This window comes from Ectopseudomonas khazarica (assembly GCF_017915135.1).
In the GTDB taxonomy this organism is placed as follows: domain Bacteria; phylum Pseudomonadota; class Gammaproteobacteria; order Pseudomonadales; family Pseudomonadaceae; genus Aquipseudomonas; species Aquipseudomonas khazarica.
In genome coordinates, this window is record NZ_CP068551.1 from 2,667,396 (window position 1) to 2,687,387 (window position 19,992).

Below are 19,992 nucleotides of genomic sequence, written 5' to 3' on the forward strand. Positions count from 1 at the left end.
AATCTTGAGTCGTGTAGCCCGGACAGGCGTCAGCGTCATCCGGGACCAGCAAGGTGGGTGGCGTCACCCACCGCCAAACGAATGCGTGGAGGTGTGACATGGGTTGTGGATGCGGAGGTAGCGGCAACGGTGGTGGTGGCTGCGCCGGTGGTGCCAGCCAGGTCGTGGTGCCCGAGCCGGCGCAGGCCGGTGTGCATGCGTTCGAGCCGGTGGTCGAGCAGGCGCCGGCCGCGGACGACGAAAGCGAGGATGAGCCCTCGCTGGAACTGATCGCCAGCAGCGAGCAGGAGTGGCCGCGGATCAAGGTCAATGGTGTCGCCATCGCGCCCGAGGCAATCGCCCAGGAGCTGCAGTACCACCCGGCGAACACCCGCCAGGAAGCCATCTTCCTGGCCAGCCAGGCACTGGTGATCCGCGAGCTGCTGCAACAGCGCATCAGCGCGCTGGATATCCGGGTACGCGCGGCCGCGGGCGAGAGCGAGGAGGAGGCCGCCACCCGCACGCTGATCGAGCGTGAGGTGGCGCTGCCGCATGCCGACGAGGCGACCTGCCGCGCCTACTTCGAGCGCAATCGCTCGCGCTATGCCAGCGCGCCGCTGCTGGCGGCCCGGCACATCCTGCTGGCCTGCCCGGCCGACGATGCCGAGGAGCGCAGCCAGGCCCGTGACCAGGCTCAGGCGCTGATCGCCGAGCTGCAGGCACAGCCCGAGCGCTTCGCCGAGCTGGCCATGGCGCATTCCGCCTGCCCCTCCAAGGAGCAGGGCGGGGCGCTGGGGCAGATCAGCCAGGGCCAGACGGTGCCGGAGTTCGAGCGCCAGTTGTTCCGCTTGCCGCTCGGCCTGGCCGGGCAGCCGCTGGAAAGCCGCTATGGCTTCCATGTGGTGCTGGTGGAGCAGCGTCTCGAGGGCCAGCCATTGCCGTTCGAGGCGGTGCACAAGAGCATCTGCGCCGAGCTGGACCAGCGTGTGTGGCAGGTGGCCGTGGCGCAGTACCTGAAGAACCTGATCGGCGAGGCGGACATCCAGGGCATCCTGCTCGAAGGCGCCGACAGCCCGCTGTTGCAGTAAACCGGCCCAGGGCCTGGGGAGTACCATGAGCAGCCTGCTGCAGGACGGCTTCGGCCGCAGCATCGATTACCTGCGCCTGTCGGTCACCGACCGCTGCGATTTCCGCTGCGTCTACTGCATGGCCGAGGACATGACCTTCCTGCCACGCCAGCAGGTGCTGACGCTGGAAGAGCTGGAGCGTACGGCGCGGATCTTCGTCGCCCAGGGCGTGCGCAAGATCCGCCTCACCGGCGGCGAGCCGCTGGTGCGTCCCGGTGTGGTCGGTCTGTGCCAGCGCATCGCCGCGCTGCCGGGCCTGCGCGAGCTGGTGATGACCAGCAATGGCTCACAGCTGCACAAGCTGGCCAGGCCGCTGGCCGAGGCGGGGGTCAAGCGCCTCAACATCAGCCTGGACAGCCTGCGCCCCGAACGCTTTCGCGCCATCACCCGTACCGGCGAACTGGGCCAGGTGCTGGCCGGTATCGAGGCCGCGCAGGCGGCCGGCTTCGCCAACCTCAAGCTGAACGTGGTGGTGATGCACGGGCGCAATGCCGACGAGGTGACGGACCTGGTCGACTTCGCCCTGAACCGCGGCCTGGATATCAGCTTCATCGAGGAGATGCCGCTGGGGCAGGTGGGGCGCGAGCGCGGCGAGAGCTACTGTTCCAGCGACTGGGTGCGCGCGCGCATTGCCGAGCGCTACAGCCTGCTCGACAGCGCCGAGCACAGTGGCGGACCGGCGCGCTACGTGCGCCTGCAGGGCTTCCCCGACAGCCGCATCGGCTTCATCTCGCCGCACAGCCACAACTTCTGTGCGACCTGCAACCGCGTGCGGGTCACGGTCGAGGGGCGTCTGCTGCTGTGCCTGGGCCACGAACATTCGCTCGACCTGCGCGGCCTGCTGCGCCGTCACCCATGCGACGACGCCCCGGTGCTGGCGGCCATCCGTCAGGGGCTGCTGCGCAAACCGCTGCGCCACGAATTCGACACCGGGGACGTGCAGATCCTGCGCTTCATGAACGCCACCGGCGGCTGATCAACTCCCGCTGGCCCACGCTTGGGCCGTTACCACCTGCCAGGCGGCGTTGCTCCGCCATGGCCGGTGGTTTTTTATTACACGGTACGCGAGAAACGCCCGCTCTGGCCTTCGCCCAGGTAGGCGTCGAACGCCATCGCCACGCTGCGCATCATCAGCTGCCCGCGCGGCAGCAGCACCAGCGCATCGGCGTGGATCTGCACCAGGTCGTCGGCCAGGTGCTCTTCGAGCCGGGCCAGCGACTCGGCGAAGTAGTCGAGGAAGTGGATGCCGTGGCGCGCCTCCAGTTCCGCGAACTCGACCCGGCCATGGCACATCAGTGCGGTGATCACCTCGCGCCGCAGCAGGTCGTCGTCGCTCAGGCGGTAGCCGCGGTGCACCGGCAACAGGCCCTGGTCGATGCGCGCGTAGTACTGCGAGAGTTCCTTGACGTTCTGGCTGTAGCTGTCGCTCACCTTGCCGATCGACGACACCCCGAGGCCGATCAGGTCGCAGTCGGCGTGGGTCGAGTAGCCCTGGAAGTTGCGCTGCAGCGTACCTGCCTCGCGGGCCAGGCACAGCTCGTCGTCGGGCAGGGCGAAGTGATCCATGCCGATATACACGTAGCCGGCCGCGGTCAGGCGCTGGATGGTCAGCTCCAGCAGCTCCAGCTTGCGCTCCGGTGGCGGCATGTCCTCGCGGCGAATCAGCCGCTGGGCACGCACCATTTCCGGCAGGTGCGCATAGCTGTAGGCGGCGATGCGATCCGGGCGCAGGGCGATGATCTTGTCCAGGGTGGTGTCGAAGCTGGCGACGGTCTGCAGCGGCAGGCCATAGATCAGGTCCACCGAGACCGATTTGAAGGCGGCCTCGCGGGCGGCGGCGACCAGCTCGTAGGTCTGCTCTTCGCTCTGCAGGCGATTGACGGCGGCCTGCACCTGCTGGTCGAAGTCCTGCACGCCGAAGCTCAGACGGTTGAAGCCCAGCGCGCGCAACTCGGCGATGCGTTCGCGGCTTATGGTGCGCGGGTCGACCTCGATGGAAAACTCGTGATCGTCGCTTTCATCGAAGCGGAAGTGCTGGCGCAGGCAGCCCATCAGTTCGGCGAGCTGCGCGCTGCTCAGGTAGGTCGGCGTGCCGCCGCCGAGGTGCAGCTGGGTCAGGCGTCGCGACGGGCTGAACAGCGCCGCCTGCAGGGCGATTTCGCGCTTGAGGTAATCCAGGTACTCGACGGCGCGGTGGGTCTTCTGGGTGATGATCTTGTTGCAGGCGCAGTAGTAGCAGAGGCTCTGGCAGAAGGGGATATGGATATAGGCCGACAAGGCCTTGGCGGGCGCCCGGTTGCTGCGTTCGGCGGCTTGCCGGTAGTCGTCCTCGGCGAAGGCCTGGCGGAACTGGGGCGCCGTGGGGTAAGAGGTGTAGCGCGGCCCCGGGCGGTCGTATTTCTCTACCAGCGAGCGGTCGAAGCGCAGTGAACTGGTCATGGCAAGTGATTCCTGAGGAGCCTGATGCACTGCAGGATACCCCCTGGCGCCGGTCGGCGCGAACGCCTGAGCGCAGGTTTGCGGGCAAACTTGATCACGGTCAAGTTGCATCCGGCCTCCTGACGTAGATTGCACAGCATCTTGTGTTTTTCGTTGCTAACAGCAACTAGATGATGTGTCAGGAGGTGATAGATGTGTGCGGATCAGGTCCCCTATCGACCGCAGGCGCTGTTCAAGCGCGATGGCCAGGAAGTGCCCTTCGAGGCGGCCAAGATCGAGCGCGCGATTGCTGCCGCCGGGCAGGCCACGGGCGAGTTCGAGGCGCATGAGGCCAAGGCCCTGGCCGACGCGGTACTGGCGCGCCTGCTGGAGTTCCACTGCGTGGGCGTGGAGCAGGTGCAGGACCGGGTCGAGCGGGTGCTGATGGAGGCCGGTTACTACCAGACCGCCCGCACCTACATCGTCTACCGCGAGCGCCATGGCCGCCTACGCCGTGAGCGCAAGCAGCTGATCGACGTGGCCGCCTCGATGAACGAATACCTGTCGCGCCAGGACTGGCGTGTGCAGGCCAACGCCAACCAGGGCTACTCGCTGGGCGGGCTGATCCTCAATGTGTCCGGCAAGGTCACCGCCAACTACTGGCTGGACGAGGTCTACAGCGAAGACATCGGTCGGGCCCACCGCGAGGCCGACCTGCACATCCACGACCTCGACATGCTCGCCGGCTACTGCGCCGGCTGGTCGTTGCGTACCCTGCTGCATGAGGGCCTCAACGGCATCCCCGGGCGGGTCGAGGCCGGCCCGCCCAAGCACCTGTCCAGCGCCCTGGGGCAGATGGTCAATTTCCTTGGCACCCTGCAGAACGAGTGGGCCGGCGCCCAGGCTTTCAGTTCTTTCGATACCTACCTGGCACCTTATGTGCGCAAGGACAACCTGAGCTATCAGCAGGTGCGTCAGTCGTTGCAGGAGTTTATCTACAACCTCAACGTGCCGTCGCGCTGGGGCACCCAGACGCCCTTCACCAACCTGACCTTCGACTGGGTCTGCCCGGAAGACCTGCGCGAGCAGGTGCCGGTGATCGGCGGCCAGGAGATGCCGTTCTGCTACGGCGAGCTGCAGGCCGAGATGGAGCTGATCAACCGCGCCTACATCGAGGTGATGATGGCCGGCGACGCCAAGGGCCGGGTGTTCACCTTCCCGATCCCGACCTACAACATCACCCACGACTTCCCCTGGGACAGCGACAACGCCACGCGCCTGTTCGACATGACCGCGCGCTACGGCCTGCCGTACTTCCAGAACTTCCTCAACTCGGACATGCAGCCCAACCAGGTGCGCTCGATGTGCTGCCGCCTGCAGCTGGACGTGCGCGAGCTGCTCAAGCGCGGCAACGGCCTGTTTGGCTCGGCCGAGCAGACCGGTTCGCTCGGCGTGGTGACCCTCAACTGCGCGCGCCTCGGCTACCTGTACCGGGACGATCTGGACGGCCTGATGCAGCGCCTCGACGCGCTGCTGGACATGGCCTTCGAGAGCCTGGAGGTGAAGCGCAAGGTGATCCGGCACCACATGGATGCCGGCCTCTACCCCTACACCAAGCGCTACCTGGGCACCCTGCGTAATCACTTCTCCACCATCGGGGTCAACGGCCTGCACGAGATGCTGCGCAACTTCAGCGGCGACCGCGAGGGCATGCACACCGAGAGCGGTCGCCAGCTGGCGCTGCAGGTGCTGGATCACGTGCGCGCGCGCCTGGTGCAGTTCCAGGAGCAGAGCGGCCACCTGTACAACCTGGAGGCCACCCCGGCCGAGGGCACCACCTACCGCTTCGCCAAGGAAGACCGCAAGCGCTTCCCCGACATCCTCCAGGCCGGCACGCCCGAGGCGCCGTACTACACCAACTCCTCGCAGCTGCCGGTGGGCTTCACCGACGACCCCTTCGAGGCGTTGGCGTTGCAGGACGAGCTGCAGTGCAAGTACACCGGCGGCACCGTGCTGCACCTGTACATGGCCGAGCGGGTTTCCTCGGCACAGGCCTGCAAGCAGCTGGTGCGCACCGCGCTGTCGCGCTTCCGCCTGCCGTATCTGACCATCACCCCGACCTTCTCCATCTGCCCGGTACACGGCTACCTGGCCGGTGAACACGAGTTCTGTCCGAAGTGCGACGAGGCGCTGCTGCAGAAACAGCAGTGCTGCGGCGCCTGCGGCGGCTGACCACGATTCCATCCACAGCAAGGAGCGACACCATGAATGCACCCGTGCAACTTCCCGAAGCCCAGCGCCAGCGCTGCGAGGTCTGGACCCGCGTGATGGGTTACCACCGTCCGGTGGCGGCCTTCAATCTCGGCAAGCAGTCCGAGCATCGCGAGCGCCAGCACTTCGCCGAGCCGCGCTGAGTCAGTCCGAAGCCCGGGCCATCGGTGATGGCCCGGGCTTCGCCATGTCCGCCATTGGAGCCACGAGCATGCCTTCAGTGCCTTCGCGTCATGCCTTTCGCCCGCTGCGCATCGGCGGGCTGCAAGCCATGACCACCCTCGACTACCCCGATCATCTGGCCTGCGTACTGTTCTGCCAGGGCTGCGCCTGGCGCTGCCGCTACTGCCACAACCCCGAGCTGATCCGCTGCGGCGGCCCTACCGAATGGAGCTGGAACAAGGTGCTGGGCTTCCTGCGCCGGCGCCAGGGGCTGTTGCAGGCGGTGGTGTTCTCCGGCGGCGAGGCGACCCTGCAGCCGGCACTGCCGTCCGCCATGCGCCGGGTGCGCGAGCTGGGCTTCAAGGTCGGCCTGCACAGCGCCGGGATCAAGCCGGCCTCCTTCGGCCGTGCGCTGGCGCAGTGCGACTGGGTCGGTTTCGACGTTAAGGCGCTAGAGGAGGAGGTTGCGTTAATTACTGGTGTCAGCGCCAGCGGCCAGGCCAATTGGCGCAGTCTGGAGCTGCTGCTTGAGAGCGGTGTGGACTACGAGTGCCGTACCACGGTGCATTGGAACCTGTCCGACTGTCGGCGCCTGCAGCGTCTTGGAGAGCGTCTGGCGGGGCTTGGCGTACGGCGTTTCGCAGTACAACTGGCGCGCCCCCAGCAGATGCTCGACAGCGACTTGGGCAGTGCTGCCACGCCGGCCCAGGCGGCTGAACTCTGGCCCTATTTCGAGCAGCTATTCGAGCGTTTCGAGCTTCGCGCAAGTTGATTCACCAGCCCCAGAACTGTAACCACCAGCCATAGCCGAGCAGCGTATTGCTCAGCAACAGGGCCAGCATCGGAGCCTGGCGGCTCTGCCAGGGTAACTGGGTACAGACACGCCAGCCCAGGTACAGGCTCCACAGACCCGCGGCAACTATCAGCACTGCTCTGGCCTGGTTTACCCAGAGCAGTTGCAGGCCTTCATAGCGCAGCAGTTTGACGGTGGTCGACGACAGACCGAGAAACAGACCAGCAGCGCCAGTCGGCACCAGGCAGAGGGCCAGATGACGGGCAAAGGCGAGCGGCTTGCCTGCCAGCACACTGCCGGCAATCAGAAGCAGGTGAATCCCGCCGCCCAGGAGCAAGGCGCCGAGTACCAGATATAGACAGATGCTCAGGCCATCCAGCCAGGTGAAGGCATCGTTGACCTGTGGGTAGTGGGTCAGTACCCACCAGGGCGCATCAGCCTGCAGAGGCCACAGTTGATCATGTGCGACCAGCCATTCGGCCATACTCTGCTTGAGCGCGATGAACCAGGGGCTGATCGTCCACTGGAAGGCAGCCATGGCCAGGCCGATCACTCCGTACAACAGCAGGCGGGCCTCCCACAGATTGCCGTGCTCCCCCAGATGCACGATCTCCTCATTACTGGAGCGGGCAATTAGCCGTACGGCGTCGCGTTGTCCGCTGCAGCGGCCGCAGGCGTGGCAGGCCGAAGCGCCACGCATGCGGCGGATGTCCAGCAACGGTGCGCAGTTGGGGGCGGGCAGATGCGGCGGCAGGTTGGCCTGCCAGCGTTCTTCACTGACCCGATAATGCATGGGCGCGAGCTTGGCCAGCAGAGCAAAAACACCGCTGACCGGACACAGATAACGGCACCAGACGCGCTTGCCGCGGCCATAGAAGAAACCGACCAGCATGGCGGCGATGGTCGATCCGCCGAGAATAAGCAGCGCAGCCTGGGCGTAGTCATAGACGCTGATCAGTTGGCCGTACAGGGTGGTGGCCAGGAAGCCTACCGTGGGCCAGCCAGCCCAGCGCATCCAGCGCGGGATGCCACGCCCCATACCGTGCTGGCTGGCCCATTCACTGAGAGCACCCTCCGGGCAAAGTAGGCCGCACCACATGCGCCCGAACAGCACCACCGAGAGCAGCACAAAGGGCCACCAGATGCCCCAGAACACGAACTGGGCGAGCAGTGTGAGGTTATCGAGCATGCGTGCCTGGTTGTCGGGCAGAGGCAGGAGTGCAGGAGTGACCAGTAGCACGACGTAGAACAAGACCACAATCCATTGCGCTCGCTGTACAGCAACGGAATGGCGGCGCAGACCGTTGCCTATGCCCATTAGGCAACGGCTGAATAGCAGTTTCATGTTGCGGCGCGAATGCTGGGTGAGTTTGCCCTGGGTCGCCTTAGCCACCAGGCCAGCAGCCAGTATGAAACAAGTACGGCTACAGCAACCGCTGATGGCATGGCCCGGTAGCCGGTCATTCCGGCAATCAGCCCGCCAATGCGCGCACCGTCATCCAGCCAGGCCGAGGTATCCCAGAGTGGGTCGCCCAGCCAGCCATATAGCGCCTCAGGAAGATCCATCCCCATCAACTGACCGGTGGTGCGATCCAGTGCATTCATCAGCATTGAGCCGCCTAGCAGCAGCAACAGGGTTTCACTGATGGTGAAGAACCGTCGCCAGTCGAGAAACCGGCTGCCTCGTTGCAACAGCACAAAGCTTAGCGCGCCGAGCGCTCCACCGAGGAGGGCGCCTGCGATGGTTTGTATGGCGCTGGCGGAGCCGACTGCACCATAGAGAAAAATCGCGATCTCGCTGCCTTCTCGGGCTACAGCCAGTGTCGCGAGCAGTGTCAGCCCACTGTGTCGGCTGTGCGCAAGGGCCTGTTGGGCTCGGCTCTCAAGCGCATTGCGAAGATTGCCGGCGTTTTGCGACATCCACACCACCATTTGCAGAATCAGCAAACTGGCCAGAGCGCTCATCGCGGCTTGAAACCACTCACCGGGAGTGCCGCTCATCCAACTGCCAGCCACGACCATCAACAGGGCCAGCAGGGCAGCCAGGGCGATGCCTGCAGCGACGCCCTCCCAGAGCTTGCGCAAAAGCTGGCGTGCATTGTATTGGCGGCTCAACCAGGCATGCAGCAGACCAATGACCAACAGTGCCTCGACGCTCTCGCGCCAGACGATCAATAGTGCCTGTTCCATGGGAACTCCTTATTGAGCCTCGATGTAGCCGCCGGGCAAATCGAGATGAAACTCGTCGAAGAAGGTGTAGCGACCGGGCTTGAGTGGATGGATCACCACGAATGAGCTGACGCCTGGGCCAAGTACCTTTTCTACCCGCAAAGGCAGGCTTTCGAACTCGACCGGGCCCGCGCCGCGGTTATGCACGATGATCTTGAAACGTTGCTTGGCTGGAACCGTCAGGTGGGGCGGGGTGAAATGCCCATCACGTATCTCCAGCTCGTAGCTGGGCAGCGAGGCACTCCACGCTGGCAACGCCAGCGCGAAGGTAAAGACAGCAGGACATCTCATAGGCGTTTCCTGTGAGCTGAATACGTTACGGACTCAGTAGCCGCCTTTCTTACCGATGCCAGCGTAGGTGAAGCTGTAGTTCAGCTCGCAGGGCTTGAACCAAGGTGCCACGCCCGTTTCCTTGTCGGTATGGCGGCCGAAGGCGTGATGGTGACCACCCGGTGGTGACACGGTGTAGGTCAGCTGGTACTGACCAGGGCCGTCTAGTTTGATGTTGTCACCGTAGTGCGGGCCGTCGCTGGCGACCATGGCGTGGAAGTCACCTTCGATCAGCTTGTCGCTGCCAGCGCGCTGTAGGCGATAGGAAATCTCAAGGTAGGGCACGAAGCTGCCTTCCTGGAAACCGTGATGGTTGTTCTCCAGAGCACTGATGTCAGCCTCCATGTGTACGTCAGATTCGGCGGCGGGTTTCATCATCCCCGGCGGGTCCATCTCGATTGGCTGCAGATATACAGCCCCGACCTCCATGCCGGCACAGTGTTGTGGCTCGCCGATGGGGTATTCGCGGGCAGAGGCAAAAGGGATGGCGAACATGGCGGCGAGGGGGAGCAGTGGGAGTAACTTCATGCTGTTTGCTTCCATAGCTGGGAGTGTTGGCAGCAGCTTAGAAAGCTTGAGTTCAATCAATAATGATTCTCGTCAATTTTATCTGGAGCATTGGAGATACCCAGATAGAGGTATGGTTCTGTAAAGCTCTATAAGCGATTTTGCCAAGCGAGCCATAACCTAGGAGCGGGACGTGGAGGACCAGAATCCATTGTTAACAGCCATACTGTTGACTCATCGCAACCAGGTTGCTCTAGTTGAGTCGGTGCAGTTGATTTCTCGCTGGTTCCAGCAGAACGGGCTGTCACATGTAACCGAAGCATTGCAGGTGCATATGGAGCAGGTGGTGAACAACGCCCTGCACATCAATAAGCTGCTTGAGGGGCTTGAATAGTCAGACAGGCCTCTCTTGCTAGCTACCTGCACTGGGTTTGTCTTGGGTCATGCAAGATGTGCATTGGCAACCGCCGGTGCTGAATGGCTTTGAAGAGGTACCGATGCGGGAGTGGTTTACTGGGCTGGTGCTGAGCGGTGGACAGGGCTCCCGGCTGGGGGGGGTGGACAAAGGACTGGTGCCGTGGTGCGGCAGGCCGATGGCAGAGTGGGTTGTCAGGCAGATGCGCCCACTGGTTGGTGAGCTGATTATTTCCTGTAACCGTAACGTGAGGCGCTATGCCGCGCTCTGTGATCGAGCCCTGAGTGATGATCAGGCGGGCTACCCAGGGCCTTTGGCTGGAATCCTGGCTGGGCTACGCAGCATGCGTGGAACGCATCTGCTGGTGGCGCCTTGTGATCTGCCCGCTGTCGAATCGGAACTGCTGGAAGAGTTGCAGCAGTTGGCTCTGGCTCGGCCTGGGCAAATCGCCGTGGTGCGCCAGGGCGAACGCCTGCAACCACTGCTTTGCGTGCTGCCACGCACGCTGCTAGTCGACATCGACCGGGCCTGGGTAACTGGAGAGCGCAGTCCAAGTCGCCTATGGCAGCGTCTGGGCATCTGCGAGCTGGCGTGCCGGGAGGATGATCCGCGTCTACTCAATTTCAACTGTCCCGAGGTTTTACTGGTTGCTCGCCAGTCGCCTCAACGTGAGTGGAAAATCTATGTTGATCATCGATAAGCGTAAGGCCATGGCCATCGCGCCGATTCTGCGCTTGGGCTTTCGTCCATTCTTTCTGCTCGGTGCACTCATGGCGGCGCTGGCCATTCCGCTCTGGGTCGCTGCTTTACAGGGCTGGTCGCTCCCCGCGCCGACGGGAGGTTGGCTGGCCTGGCATCGGCATGAGCTGGTATTTGGCTTTGCCGGAGCCATCATCGCCGGTTTCCTGTTAACCGCAGTACAGACCTGGACTGGCCAGCCAAGCCTGTCAGGCCGACCGCTGGCAGTGCTGGCTGGTCTCTGGCTAGTGGGGCGAGCCGCCTGGTGGCTACCTTCTACATGGCTATTGTTGCTGGTCAACCTGGCTTTCCTGCTGGCGGTTGCCGGCGTCATGGCTCGTCTGCTTTGGGCAGTGCGGCAACGACGCAACTATCCGATCGTGCTGGTTCTCTCGTTATTGGCAGCAGCGGATCTACTGAACCTTCTGGGCATCTTGCAGCAACATGATGGCTGGCAGCGTCAGGGCAGCCTGGCCGCCATCTGGCTGGTGGCGGCGATGATGACGCTAATCGGCGGGCGGGTGATTCCATTCTTCACTCAGCGCGGCTTGGGAAGGGTGGAGGCCGTTCAGCCATGGCCCTGGTTGGATTGGCTGTTGCTGGTAGGTAGTGTCCTGGCGGCCCTGTTGAGCGCGATCGGCCTGCTGTTGCTGCCGAGTTGGTTTGGCGCGGTGCTGATGCTGGTGCTCGGCCTAGGACATGGTATCCGCCTGTGGCGCTGGTTTGATCGCGCGCTGCTGCAGGTGCCGCTGCTGTGGTCGCTGCACCTGGCTTACGCCTGGTTGGTGGTGGCCTGTCTGGGACTGGCGCTGTGGCATGTTGGTGGCCCGGTGCCGTTCAGCCAGGCGTTGCATGGCCTGACGGTCGGCTCCATGGCCGGACTTATCCTGGCCATGCTGGCGCGAGTCTCGTTGGGGCACACCGGTCGTCCGTTGCAACTGCCACGTGGCTTCGCGGTGGCGTTCCTGATGCTCAACCTGGCCGCCTTGCTGCGTGTCCTTGGCGTGTCCTTTGCCTATCAGCCGGCGCTCTGGCTGGCGGCGGGGTGCTGGTGTTTGGCTTTCGCACAGTTTCTCTACTGCTACGGCCCGATGCTGTGTCGCACACGCGCCGACGGTCATCCGGGCTAGGGAGGATGTGTGCTTTATCTGTTACTGAAATTCGCTCACCTGACGGCTGCAGCATTCTTCATCGGCGGGGTGTTCTTTGAGGTGATGATCCTCAGCCGAGCGGCCAGACAGCTGGACGTCGAGCCCCGCGAGCGGCTGTCCAAGGCCCTCGGTCAGCGCGCACGCCAGGTCATGCACTGGGTGGTGCTGGCGTTGTATGGCGCGGGTATCGGCCTGGCTTGGCACTATCGCGCTGCGCTGGCCGATCCCTTGTCCAGCAGCTTCGGCACCCTGTTGACGCTGAAGATCTGCCTGGCGCTGAGCATCCTTTGCCACTTTCTCTTCGTGGTTTTCCTCATGCGTACCGGGCGCATGACGCCAGCGCGTTCTCGCCTGATCCATCTCAGCGTGCTGATACAGATGCTCGGCATTCTGTTCCTGGCCAAAGCGATGTTCGTGCTGAACTGGTAGGCGCAGGCCGCGTGCTGTGGACTGAGACTGCCTAGAAGGTACGGGTGGCTGCGCTGGCAAGTTGCTTGAGGTAGCTCAGGTCACACAGCACCCACTGGCGCAGGCGGCCGCGAAGGCGGCCAGCCTGCTGCCAGTCGGACAGCAGACGACTGAGAGACTCCGGACGGATTCCCAGGTGAGTGGCCAGCTGGCGCTGGCTAATCGGCAGGTTGAGCTGCTCGCCCTGGCGCTGGTGCAGTTTGAGCAGGTAAGCCGCCAAGCGCTGTGAGGCCGAGCTGGCGGTGAGCCAGTCGACTTCGTTGACTTGGCGATACAGGCGCAGGCTGAGGTTTTCCAGCATGCGCATGGCCAATACCGAATCGTTTTCGCAGGCCTTGCGCAGTGCCGCCCGGTTCAGGCGATAGAGCTCGCTGTCGCACTGTGCTCTGGCGTTCATCGGGTAACGGCCATGGGGCATGAACATGGCGGCCTCGGCGATCAACTGACCGCTGTGGAACAGGTGAAAGACCCGTTCCTCGCCCTCGCAGGTAAAACGCATCATCTCCACGCTGCCGTGGCGCACCAGCAGAAAGTGCTCGGCGGCCTCGCCTTCGCGAAACAGCAATTCACCCGCTTCGACACGTAACTGCGTGGCTGAGCGGACGAGCATCGCCAGCAGCTCGCCGGGCAGATCGGCGAACAGGGGGACTGACGAGAGCAGTTGCAGGCAAGCGCTGCGATCTGCGGGAAACTTAACAATTGTCATTTGTAGCTGCTGTGCCGGCTGTAATGATGTGCGAATGAAGATAAGACTTATTCTCGTATCATTCAATCGGCCAGCCTGCACTTGGTTGGCTTCCTTCTGTCTAGCCGCTTGTGCAGCGTTGCTCGCGCCAGCAACGCAAGCCCAGCAGGAGGTCCTGCGCCTGGCCGGCCCTAGCGCTGTGGTCAGTTTCCCGTTGCTGCACATGGTCGAAAGCGGGGCGCTCAAGGCGCACGCCAAACGCGTCGAGTTCCGTCTGTGGCAGAACCCGGACCAGTTGCGCGTGTTGCTGGCCAACGACGAGATCGACTACAGCGCGGTACCGGTCAATCTGCCGGCTCTGGTGGCCGGACGCGGCCTGCCGGTGCGCCTGCTGAACGTCTCGGTGTGGGGGATCATCTGGCTGGTCAGCCGTGATCCGGCGATCCAGGGCTTTGCTGACCTCAGGGGTGAGGAACTGGTGATGCCCTTTCAGCGCGACCTGCCTGCGGTGCTGGTTGATGAGCTGTTGCGCAGCCACGGCCTGGAAGCGGGCAAGGACCTGACCCTGCGTCCTGTACGCGATGGCCAGGATGCCCAGGCCCTGCTGCTGGCCGGGCGCGCCAAGCACGCGCTACTGGTGGAACCAGCGGTTTCCCTGTTGTTGTGGCGCAACCAGCAGCAGAACGGCGCGCCGTTGCGACGCGTGCAGAGCCTGGAGAATGCCTGGAACCAGGCATATCCCGCGAACCCCGAGCTGCCCCAGGCGGGAATCATGGCCAGCGCGCGCGTTGCCGAGCAGCACGAACTGGCGCGTGCCGTGGAGCAGGCCTATGCGCAATCGGCGCGTTGGTGCAGTGCTCAGCCGCGTGAGTGTGCGGAATTGGTCCATCGGCATTTGCCGCACCTGCCGGTGGCTGCCGTCGAGGAGTCGATTCGCGTGACGCGTCTGGAGTCCCGTCCCGCCAGCGAGGCTCGCGAGCAGCTGGAAGCGCTTTATCGGCTGCTCGCCGAGCGCCATCCACAGGCCATCGGTGGTTCGCTGCCGAACGCCGAATTCTACGGGCCATGAGCATGAACGATATCCGTCCCACCTCCTGGCGCTGGGCGTTGTTGGGCGCCGTGCTGATCGTGCTGGGCTGGCAGTTGCTGGCACTGAACCTGGGGCCGTTGCTGATGGCTACTCCGCTGCAGACCCTCAAAGCCATGTGGCAGCTGCCGTTTGAAGCTGACTTTCGTGTGCATGCCGGCGCCAGCTTGTTGCGCATCGGCCTCGGGGTTGGCCTTGGCTGTCTCTTGGGCTTTTGCCTGGGGCTGCTGGCTGGCCTGGATGCCCGTCTGCGCGGCCTGCTGGAGCCCTTGCGCTGGTTGCTGATGGCGACCCCGCCGGTGGTGGTCGTGGTGCTGGCCATGCTCTGGTTCGGCCTGGGCTCGGCGATGGTGGTGTTCATCAGTGTGCTGATGCTGGCGCCGGGCATGTACGTGAATACCGTCAAGGGCATGCTCATGGTCGATCGCGGCCTGTTGGAGATGGTTCGCGTCTACCGTTTCGGCCCGTGGCAGAAACTGCGTTATCTGTACGTGCCGGCCCTGGCGGCGCCGCTCGGTGCGGCATTGCTGATTGCCACCTGCAGTGGTGTGCGCCTGGTGGTGATGGCCGAGGTGCTGGGGGCTGAAAGCGGCGCCGGGTTTGCTCTGGCCAATGCACGCAGCACCTTCGACAGCGCCGGGCTGTACGCCTGGACCCTGCTGATACTGCTGCTGGTGGCGGCGCTGGAATTCGTGCTGCTACAGCCGTTGCAGCGGCGCATGGGGCGTTGGCAGGAGGCCGCCCATGCTTGATTGGTACTCAATCGACCTCGAGTTGGGCGGGCGCACGGTGCTCCGGCAGGTCGACTTTCGGCTACGAAGTGGCGAGCGGGTCGGGATCCTCGGCCCGAGCGGTGCCGGCAAGAGCAGCCTGCTGAGATTGGCGGCTGGAATCCTGAAGGCGCAGCGCGGTAACCAGCAGAGCAGCTTCCGCCACGCCGTGCTGGCCTTCCAGGAGCCGCGCCTGCTGCCTTGGTGCCGAGTGGCCGAGAACCTCGAAATTCCCTTGCGCGCGGCCGGTCGTGACCCGGCGACGGCGCGATGTGTGGCTGCCGAGTGGCTGGAGCGGGTAGGCCTCAGTGAGTACGCACGGTCTTGGCCGAATCAGCTGTCTGGGGGCATGGCGCAGCGCGTGGCGCTGGCCAGGGCGCTGGCGGTGGAGCCTGACCTGCTGCTGCTCGACGAGCCGTTCAGTGCGCTGGACCCGGCTTTGCGCAAGACCCTGATCGATATCTGCCGCGACTGGCTCGAGCAATCCGCGGCGGCTCTGCTGTGCGTCAGCCATCACCCGGGCGAACTGGTCGGCCTGGTTGAACGCTTCGTGCTGCTCAATGCGGGCGGGCTGCAGACGTTCGACGCCGCCGACCGCGCACCGGAGGTGCTGGCTGAGGCGCTCCACCAGACCCTGATGACCCTGGAGACTTCGCTACCGTGAGCTATCCCATTCTGCTGACCCTGCACCTGTTCGCCGCTCTGATCTTCATCGGCGCGGTGTTCTTTGAAGTGTTGATTCTTGAAGGTGTGCGCAAGCACGTGCCGCCCGCGGTGATGCGCCAGGTGGAGCAGGGCATTGGCAAACGCGGGCGCCGCCTGATGCCTTGGGTACTACTGGTGCTGTTCAGCGCCGGCCTGGGCATGGTCTGGCTGCGTTACCTGCCACAACTGGCCGACCCGCTGGCTTCCTCCTTCGGCACCCTGCTGACCCTGAAGATCTGCCTGGCGCTGAGTGTGCTCGGACACTTCTGCACGGCCATGTTCCTGGTGATCAGCGGGCGCATGAATTCCACCTATTTCCGCCGTATTCACCTGAGCGTGTTTACCCACATGGTCGGCATCGTGTTGCTGGCCAAGGGCATGTTTTACCTGAGCTGGTGAGCTTATTTCTGTTCGTGAAGGAGAGTGTCATGCGTCGAACCTTTTACCTGAAGTATCTTTCATTGACACTTCTGGGCGCTCTGCCACTGATGGATTGTGCTGCCGATCCGGTCGAGTTGGAGCCACTGGCAATCAGCGGTCAACGCCAGGCTCCAGCAAATCAGTCGGTTGAAGCTGAGCGCGAAGAGCTGTCCCGAGTGCCTGGCGGTACCAACCTGGCCACGCCGCAGAGCGAAACGCGTTTGGCGACCTTGCGTGATGCGTTGGACTATCAGCCCGGTTTGGTGATTCAGGACTTTTTCGGAGGCACCGATCAGCCGCGCCTGAACATCCGCGGCTCGGGTATTCAGAGCAATCCGGTCAATCGTGGCGTACTACTGCTACAAGACGGGTTACCGCTCAACGAGGCCGATGGCTCCTTCGTCATGGGCCTGCTGGAGCCGCGTAATGCTTCTTGGATCAGTGTCCGACGCGGTGCCAACGCCGGCAGCCCGGGTGCCACCACGCTGGGTGGCGAGCTGGAATTCAATTCGCTTACCGGTGCCGACGAGGCCGGGCGTTTGCGCCTGGAAAGTGGCAGTTTCGGTCGCCAGGCCGTGCAGGTCGCTGCCGGCCTGGCGGAGGCCGGGCACGATGCGCGGGTGAGCATCAGTCAAGATCAGTACGACGGTTATCGTCATCACTCTGCTTCGCACCGCACCTTGGTGCATAGCAACTTTGGCCTGGACTTGGGGGATGGCGTGGAGAATCGCAGCTACCTGTCCTGGAGCGATCTCACCTTCGAGATTCCTAACGTCATCACTAAGGCGCGTCTGGAAGATGATCCGCGTAGCGTACTTGGAGACGGCAATACGGCGCAGGATCACCTGCTCAATGTATATCGGCGCGATCCGCATCGTGATACCCAGCAGTTGCGCCTGGCCAACCGCACCCAGTGGCAGGGCACTGGCTGGCAACAGAGCTTCGGTGTCTACGGGCAGAATACGGTGGACGACTTCACCGACCCGCTCAGCCATACCCTGACCGACAGCGACACGCTCGGAGCCCAGTGGAGCCTGGAAGGCGAGCAGCGCCTGTTCGACTATCGCTTCGGTGCTGGCTGGTCCTACAGCGACATAACCCGTGAGCTCTATGCCAACAGCGGCCAGGACGGCAGTCGCCTGCAGCGCTTCGGCGACTTCGACCTCGAAGCGCGTAACGTCGATCTGCTGGCTGGGCTGGACTGGCATCTGGCGCAGGACTGGACCCTGGTCACCGAGCTGAAATGGAGTGATGTCAGCCGGGATGCCAGTTCGCGTAACAGCAACGCCAGCCTGGATCAGAGCTGGGACTTCGCCACGCCGAAGATCGGCTTGAACTGGACGCCCAGTGAAAACCAGCGCTGGTACGCCAACATCAGCCGTAGTCACGAGGCGCCAACCTTCTGGGAGATTGTCGTCGGGCAGGTGCCACCTACTGCGCCGGCGCAGGCCACGGCGTCGCTGACTGAGCTCAATGTGCAGCGCGCGACCACCTACGAAATCGGCGGCCAGGGGCGTATTGGCAGCAACGAGTGGAGCTTGTCGCTGTACCACAGTGACGTGGATGACGAGCTGATCTCCACCTCCGACAGTCTGGGCGTCAGGGTAGGTACCTACAATTACGCATCGCGCACACGCCATCGCGGCGTCGAGGCGGGAATCAAGGGCCTGCTGCCGACCTCCGCCACGCTTGGCGGGGACCTGGCCTATCGCCTGGCCTGGACCTTCAGTGACTTCACCTTCCGTGGCGGCGAGTTCGAGGGCAATCAGATCGCAGGTGTACCACGCCAGCTGTGGGCGGGCGAGCTGCTTTATCGCCGCGGCCCGTGGAGCATCGGCCCGAACCTGCGCTGGTTGCCGCAGGACACCCCGACCGACCATGCCAACACCCGTAACAACTATCAGGACTCCTATGCCCTCTGGGGATTCAAGGCCAGCTACAAGGTCAATGAAGGGCTGTCGTTGTATCTGCAAGGTGACAACCTGAGCGACGAGGTCTATGCCAGCAGTTATGTGATCCGCAATCGCGCCGACGCCAGCCAACCGACATTCCTCAGCGGCAACGAACGCAGCCTGAGCGTGGGGATGGACTACCGCTTCTAGAGCGGGTGACGAACACGCGCCATAACGCTGGTCAACCTCGGCTCGGCTCGGCTCGGCTTCGCGGCGCCGTGATACCTGCTCATCCATGCCGCCCAGCATTCTTCGAGTCGGGCCGGTGCTGACTTCGGCTGGTCTCACCGCCCCCCCCCCGAGGTGGATGCGATGGACTTTGCCTTCAGCACCAGAGTGGAAACACTACGCCGGCAGCTGCAGGATTTCATGGATACCCATGTGGTGCCGCGTCATGCCCAGTGGCTGGCGGAGGTGCAGGCCTGATGCCTGCCGGTTTCCTTCATGAACGACCTCAAGGCCCTGGCGCGCAGCGAAGGGCTGTGGAGCCTGTTTCTGCCAGCCCCGCGCAGCACCAGCGCTGGCTGCTGCCGCTACTGGAAGGCAAGATCCGTTCGGCCTTTGCCATGAGCGAGCCGGATGTGGCCAGCTCGGACGCCGGCAACGTGCAGACGCTGATCCGTCGTGACGGCGAGCATTACGTCCTCAACGGGTGCAAATGGTTCATCGCCAATGCCTGTCACCCGCAGTGTCGTCTGCTGATCGTGATGGGCAAGACTGATCCCGAGGCCGCGCCCCATCGTCAGCAGAGCATGCTGCTGGTGTCCTTCGATACCCCTGGCGTGCAGGTGCTGCGCAATATTCCGGTGCTCAACCATGTTTCGGCAGAAGGTCATGCGGAGATTTTGTTGCGCGATGTGCGGGTGCCGTGCGATCACCTGCTCGGCCAGGAGGGCGACGGCTTCATGATGGCCCAGGTGCGCCTAGGACCGGGGCGAGTGCACCACTGCATGCGCGCCATCGGCATGGCCGAACTGGCCCTGCAGCTGCTGCTGGAGCGCTGCCAGGAGCGCCGCACATTCGGCCGCTATCTGGCGCAGTATGCCAATATCGGCGACTGGATCGGCGAGTCGAGACTGGCTATCGAGCAGGCGCGTCTGCTGGTGCCGAAGACCGCCTGGATGCTGGATGAAGTAGGCGCCAGGGCGGCGCGCCGGGAGATCGCCATGATCAAGGCGTAGGTGCCGCGTATGCTCTGCCGGGTGGTCGACCGCGCCATGCAGGTGTTCGGTGCTACGGGCCTGAGTCCGGATACGCTGCTGGCGGACTTCTACACCTAGGGTCGCGCGCTGCGCTTCGCCGACAGCCCCGATGAGGTACATCTGCGCAGCCTGGCGAGCTGGGAGCTGGAGGCCAGCGCCCAGCAGCGCGGGTAGACGGCGGCCTATCTCACGCCGCCGGGTTGAGCCTCAGAACGGCAGGCCGTGGCCGAACGGCTGCAGGTGGGCAAGCAGCAGGAAGAACGAGGCCAGCACGGCATTGATCGACCAGGCCACGGTCAGGAAGCGGGCGATCTCGCCGTAGATGGGCTCGCGCACGTTGCCGGCGTTGCGCCAGACCGCGTTCAGCACCCAGGCGGTGTAGCTGACGAAGGCCGCCAGCAGCAGGGCCAGCGTTACGCTGTCGACTTGCCGGTAGAGCAGCAGGATGGCGCCAAACAGCAGGTGGCTGAGCAGCACGCCCTGCAGCCAGAACACTTGCCATAGCGGGCGACTGCCGGGAGTGTCGAGGTACGTGAGAATCTTGTGTGTATGCATGGTGCGACTCCGTTCGGGAAACTTCATG

The 19,992-nt window shown here is 63.9% G+C and carries 21 protein-coding genes and 1 pseudogene; 15 read left to right on the forward strand and 7 right to left on the reverse strand.

What is annotated here, in order from left to right; genetic code table 11:
• The first annotated feature begins 98 nt into the window (after window positions 1-98).
• Together JLK41_RS12780 and moaA are read left to right on the forward strand one after the other, a co-directional pair.
• A complete protein-coding gene (locus JLK41_RS12780) occupies window positions 99-1,067 on the forward strand; it encodes a peptidylprolyl isomerase (RefSeq protein ID WP_210391169.1) in 969 nt (322 codons plus the stop codon).
• Between the two features lie 25 nt (window positions 1,068-1,092).
• Complete coding sequence (gene moaA, locus JLK41_RS12785) at window positions 1,093-2,082, forward strand: GTP 3',8-cyclase MoaA (protein ID WP_210391170.1); 990 nt, start codon at window positions 1,093-1,095, stop codon at window positions 2,080-2,082.
• Window positions 2,083-2,159: 77 nt separating this feature from the next.
• Here moaA and hemN read toward each other — a convergent pair whose 3' ends face one another.
• A complete protein-coding gene (gene hemN / locus JLK41_RS12790) occupies window positions 2,160-3,545 on the reverse strand; it encodes an oxygen-independent coproporphyrinogen III oxidase (RefSeq protein WP_047589298.1) in 1,386 nt (461 codons plus the stop codon).
• 192 nt (window positions 3,546-3,737) lie between these two features.
• Between hemN and JLK41_RS12795 the strand changes: the two genes are divergently transcribed.
• From JLK41_RS12795 to JLK41_RS12805, 3 genes are all read left to right on the forward strand, one after another.
• Window positions 3,738-5,756 (forward strand): ribonucleoside triphosphate reductase, encoded by a 2,019-nt coding sequence (locus JLK41_RS12795; RefSeq protein ID WP_210391171.1) that lies wholly within the window; start codon window positions 3,738-3,740, stop codon window positions 5,754-5,756.
• Between the two features lie 32 nt (window positions 5,757-5,788).
• Entirely contained in the window at window positions 5,789-5,938 is a 150-nt protein-coding gene (nrdD, locus tag JLK41_RS25465) for an anaerobic ribonucleoside-triphosphate reductase (RefSeq protein WP_021701980.1), read from the forward strand.
• Between the two features lie 68 nt (window positions 5,939-6,006).
• Entirely contained in the window at window positions 6,007-6,729 is a 723-nt protein-coding gene (locus tag JLK41_RS12805; protein WP_123084446.1) for an anaerobic ribonucleoside-triphosphate reductase activating protein, read from the forward strand.
• 1 nt (window position 6,730) lies between these two features.
• Here JLK41_RS12805 and JLK41_RS12810 read toward each other — a convergent pair whose 3' ends face one another.
• Genes JLK41_RS12810 through JLK41_RS12825 form a run of 4 tightly spaced genes read right to left on the reverse strand, consistent with a single transcriptional unit; the run spans window position 6,731 to window position 9,837 of the window.
• Window positions 6,731-8,095 carry a 4Fe-4S binding protein gene (locus JLK41_RS12810; RefSeq protein WP_210391172.1) on the reverse strand — a complete coding sequence of 455 codons (1,365 nt, stop codon included), beginning with the start codon at window positions 8,093-8,095 and terminating at the stop codon, window positions 6,731-6,733.
• The gene (locus JLK41_RS12815; RefSeq protein ID WP_047589290.1) at window positions 8,092-8,940 is read right to left on the reverse strand and encodes an FTR1 family iron permease; all 849 of its coding nucleotides are present in this window, start codon (window positions 8,938-8,940) and stop codon (window positions 8,092-8,094) included. Before JLK41_RS12815 ends, JLK41_RS12810 begins: the two co-directional genes overlap by 4 nt.
• A gap of 9 nt (window positions 8,941-8,949) precedes the next feature.
• The gene (locus JLK41_RS12820; RefSeq protein ID WP_210391173.1) at window positions 8,950-9,270 is read right to left on the reverse strand and encodes a cupredoxin domain-containing protein; all 321 of its coding nucleotides are present in this window, start codon (window positions 9,268-9,270) and stop codon (window positions 8,950-8,952) included.
• Window positions 9,271-9,303: 33 nt separating this feature from the next.
• A complete protein-coding gene (locus JLK41_RS12825) occupies window positions 9,304-9,837 on the reverse strand; it encodes an iron transporter (protein ID WP_047589285.1) in 534 nt (177 codons plus the stop codon).
• Between the two features lie 172 nt (window positions 9,838-10,009).
• Between JLK41_RS12825 and JLK41_RS12830 the strand changes: the two genes are divergently transcribed.
• From JLK41_RS12830 to JLK41_RS12845, 4 genes are read left to right on the forward strand one after another with little or no spacing between them, the layout of a single operon-like run.
• Window positions 10,010-10,210 carry a hypothetical protein gene (locus tag JLK41_RS12830; protein ID WP_047589282.1) on the forward strand — a complete coding sequence of 67 codons (201 nt, stop codon included), beginning with the start codon at window positions 10,010-10,012 and terminating at the stop codon, window positions 10,208-10,210.
• 49 nt (window positions 10,211-10,259) lie between these two features.
• Entirely contained in the window at window positions 10,260-10,931 is a 672-nt protein-coding gene (gene mobA, locus JLK41_RS12835; RefSeq protein ID WP_244976501.1) for a molybdenum cofactor guanylyltransferase MobA, read from the forward strand.
• Window positions 10,915-12,099, forward strand: a complete 1,185-nt coding sequence (locus JLK41_RS12840) for an NnrS family protein (protein WP_123084441.1) — start codon at window positions 10,915-10,917, stop codon at window positions 12,097-12,099. Before mobA ends, JLK41_RS12840 begins: the two co-directional genes overlap by 17 nt.
• 9 nt (window positions 12,100-12,108) lie before the next feature.
• Window positions 12,109-12,549 (forward strand): CopD family copper resistance protein, encoded by a 441-nt coding sequence (locus JLK41_RS12845; RefSeq protein WP_047589276.1) that lies wholly within the window; start codon window positions 12,109-12,111, stop codon window positions 12,547-12,549.
• A 31-nt stretch (window positions 12,550-12,580) separates the two neighbouring features.
• Here JLK41_RS12845 and JLK41_RS12850 read toward each other — a convergent pair whose 3' ends face one another.
• A complete protein-coding gene (locus JLK41_RS12850; RefSeq protein WP_123084440.1) occupies window positions 12,581-13,294 on the reverse strand; it encodes a Crp/Fnr family transcriptional regulator in 714 nt (237 codons plus the stop codon).
• Between the two features lie 118 nt (window positions 13,295-13,412).
• Here JLK41_RS12850 and JLK41_RS12855 point away from each other — a divergent pair, with 118 nt between their 5' ends.
• The 6 genes and pseudogenes from JLK41_RS12855 (at window position 13,413) to JLK41_RS12880 (ending at window position 19,583) form a co-directional block, all read left to right on the forward strand.
• Window positions 13,413-14,342: an ABC transporter substrate-binding protein gene (locus tag JLK41_RS12855; RefSeq protein ID WP_244976502.1), complete on the forward strand. Its 930-nt coding sequence runs from the start codon at window positions 13,413-13,415 to the stop codon at window positions 14,340-14,342.
• A 2-nt stretch (window positions 14,343-14,344) separates the two neighbouring features.
• The gene (locus tag JLK41_RS12860; protein WP_047585346.1) at window positions 14,345-15,112 is read left to right on the forward strand and encodes an ABC transporter permease; all 768 of its coding nucleotides are present in this window, start codon (window positions 14,345-14,347) and stop codon (window positions 15,110-15,112) included.
• Complete coding sequence (locus tag JLK41_RS12865; protein WP_152488967.1) at window positions 15,105-15,794, forward strand: ABC transporter ATP-binding protein; 690 nt, start codon at window positions 15,105-15,107, stop codon at window positions 15,792-15,794. The genes JLK41_RS12860 and JLK41_RS12865 overlap by 8 nt, the downstream gene beginning before the upstream one ends.
• Entirely contained in the window at window positions 15,791-16,234 is a 444-nt protein-coding gene (locus tag JLK41_RS12870; protein ID WP_047585307.1) for a CopD family copper resistance protein, read from the forward strand. The genes JLK41_RS12865 and JLK41_RS12870 overlap by 4 nt, the downstream gene beginning before the upstream one ends.
• A gap of 197 nt (window positions 16,235-16,431) precedes the next feature.
• Window positions 16,432-18,357, forward strand: a complete 1,926-nt coding sequence (locus JLK41_RS12875) for a TonB-dependent receptor family protein (RefSeq protein ID WP_244976503.1) — start codon at window positions 16,432-16,434, stop codon at window positions 18,355-18,357.
• Window positions 18,358-18,519: 162 nt separating this feature from the next.
• Window positions 18,520-19,583 (forward strand): annotated as a pseudogene (locus JLK41_RS12880) (acyl-CoA dehydrogenase family protein).
• Between the two features lie 33 nt (window positions 19,584-19,616).
• On the opposite strand, the gene JLK41_RS12885 reads toward JLK41_RS12880, so the two are convergent.
• Window positions 19,617-19,964, reverse strand: coding sequence for a hypothetical protein (locus JLK41_RS12885; protein WP_047585311.1), 348 nt, complete (start codon window positions 19,962-19,964; stop codon window positions 19,617-19,619).
• Window positions 19,965-19,992: the final 28 nt, after the last annotated feature.